The organism is Methanobrevibacter sp., from assembly GCF_045577275.1.
In the GTDB taxonomy this organism is placed as follows: domain Archaea; phylum Methanobacteriota; class Methanobacteria; order Methanobacteriales; family Methanobacteriaceae; genus Methanobrevibacter.
Map to the genome: position 1 here is coordinate 1 of NZ_JAZNIB010000329.1, position 2315 is coordinate 2315.

Consider the following 2315-nt stretch of genomic DNA (forward strand, 5'->3'; position numbering starts at 1 on the left):
TTTCTAATATTTTGGATTTTTATAAAAATTTAATTAAAATATTTAAGAATAGAAAATTCAAAGTTAAGATATTAAATTAATCATATTTAATTATCATACCAAAATATTATGATTATTAATAATTTAAATCTAATTTGAATTAATAGATAATAATTAACGGGGAAAAAATGATTTTAGAGAATTTTAAGCCGATATTTAAGTTGCTTCCGGAGGTCAAGACTCCTATTCATAGGCAAGACTTTAAGGAAAAGCTTAAATGGACCGCTGTTGTTTTAGTTTTATATTATTTTTTAACTCAAATTCCATTATATGGTTTGAGTCCAGCTGCAGTTGATCAATTTGCCCAATTAAGAGCTGTTATGGCAGGTAGTTTTGGGTCAATTCTTACTTTAGGTATTGGTCCTATTGTAACAGCATCTATTGTATTGCAACTTTTAGTTGGTGCAAAAATATTAAATTTAGACTTATCTCAACATGAACATAAAGCTATGTTTCAAAGTACTCAAAAATTATTAGCTATTTTATTCACAATATTCGAAGCAGGAGTTTTAGTACTTACTGGAAGTTTAGTACCTATTGATACTTCTTATTATGGAATAATGATTCTCCAATTGGTTATTGGGGCAATTTTAATTTTATACCTTGATGAAGTTGTATCCAAATGGGGATTCGGTAGTGGTGTAGGATTATTCATTGCTGCTGGTGTAGCACAAACTATCATTACTGGTACATTCAATTTCTTGCCAGCTTCCGCAGCATCTACAACTGCTTCAGGTATCCTTCCTGCATTTATACAATCCATTATCGGTGGAGTTCCTAACTTCCCTATATTGATTCCATTGATTGCAACCATCATTGTATTCTTGATGGCAGTATATGGTGAAAGTATGAGAATTGAGATTCCTATTTCCCATGGTCAAGTAAGAGGCCACGGTAGAATTAGAGGATCTGTAGGTAAATACCCATTAAAATTCATTTACGCAAGTAACATGCCGGTTATTTTAACCAGTGCACTTCTTGTAAACGTTTCACTTTTCGCTAGTGTATTCCAAAAACTTGGTTTCCCTATTTTAGGTGAAGTTTCCGGTGGAAGACCTATCAGTGGTCTTGCATTATGGTTAACAACCCCTAACAGTTTAAGTGTATTGTTTACCAATCCATTAAGAGTTCTCTTCTATGGTATTTTCTTCTTGGCTTGTTGTGTGCTTTTCTCATGGTTATGGGTAGAAATCAGTGGATCATTAAATGCAAAAGAGGTTTCTAAACAACTTTATAATTCAGGTATACAAATTCCTGGTTTCAGAAGTAGTAAAAGACAACTTTATATGATTATGAAAAAGTATATTCCAGCTCTTACAATCCTCGGTGGTTTGTTTGTAGGTATATTGGCATTTATTGCTGACTTGACTGGTGCTCTCGGTGGAGGTACTGGTGTATTGCTTACTGTAGGTATTGTATACAAACTCTATGAAGAGATTGCACAAGAGCAACTTATGGAAATGCACCCAATGTTAAGAAAAGTATTTGGAAATAATTAATCTTCTTTCCATTTAGAAGAGTATTTGGAAATAATTTCATTTCCTTTATTTCCTTTATTTCCTTTTATTTTTTAGCATTGTTTTAATTCTTTGTGATTATTATTAGTTAATTAAATTTTAAAAAATTATGTTTAATGAGAGGATTTAAATGAAATTGGTAGTTATTACTGGTATTCCAGGTTCTGGAAGTACAACTGTACTTAATAAGGCATTAGAAGAAGTCGATTATCTTCATTTAAACTATGGGGATATCATGACTGAAATCGCTGTAGAAAAAGGTCTTGTTGAAAATAGGGATGAGTTAAGAAAGTTACCTGCTGAAACTCAAAAAGAGATTCAAAAGGAAGCAGGTATCAGAATCAGTGAAAAATCTGAAACCACAAATGTTATTGTAGACACTCATTGTACTATCAGCACACCTAAAGGTTTCTTGCCAGGACTTCCTAAATGGGTATTGGAAGGTTTAAACCCTGATATCTTTATCTTGGTTGAAGCATATCCTGATGAAGTCATCGTAAGAAGATTAGGTGATGAAACAAGACAAAGAGATGCTGAAAAAGCAAAAGACATTCAGTTACATCAAGAAATGAACAGAGCTGCAGCAATGGCTTATGCTACTTTAACTGGAGCTACTGTAAAAATTATTTCTAATCATGACAATCATTTACCTTCAACTGTCAAAAAGATGGTAGAGGTATTAAAATAATTTCTGATTTAGAATCAGAATTTTTAATTTAAATAATTAGATTTTTTTCTAATTATTTTAAATTATTTTAA

General features: G+C 31.6%; 2 protein-coding genes. Both read left to right on the top strand.

Annotation, left to right across the window (positions count from 1 at the left end):
• The first annotated feature begins 167 nt into the window (after positions 1-167).
• Positions 168-1538, top strand: a complete 1371-nt coding sequence (gene secY / locus ACKI67_RS09535; protein ID WP_407463297.1) for a preprotein translocase subunit SecY — start codon at positions 168-170, stop codon at positions 1536-1538.
• A 148-nt stretch (positions 1539-1686) separates the two neighbouring features.
• On the top strand, positions 1687-2244 hold the full coding sequence (locus ACKI67_RS09540) for an adenylate kinase (protein WP_407463298.1): 558 nt from the start codon (positions 1687-1689) through the stop codon (positions 2242-2244).
• Positions 2245-2315 lie beyond the last annotated feature (71 nt).

What these genes read in the sequence shown, in the direction of transcription:
- secY (WP_407463297.1), top strand. Translation starts at nt 168, where the DNA reads ATGATTTTAGAGAATTTTAAGCCGATATTTAAGTTGCTTCCGGAGGTC.
- ACKI67_RS09540 (WP_407463298.1), top strand. Translation starts at nt 1,687, where the DNA reads ATGAAATTGGTAGTTATTACTGGTATTCCAGGTTCTGGAAGTACAACT.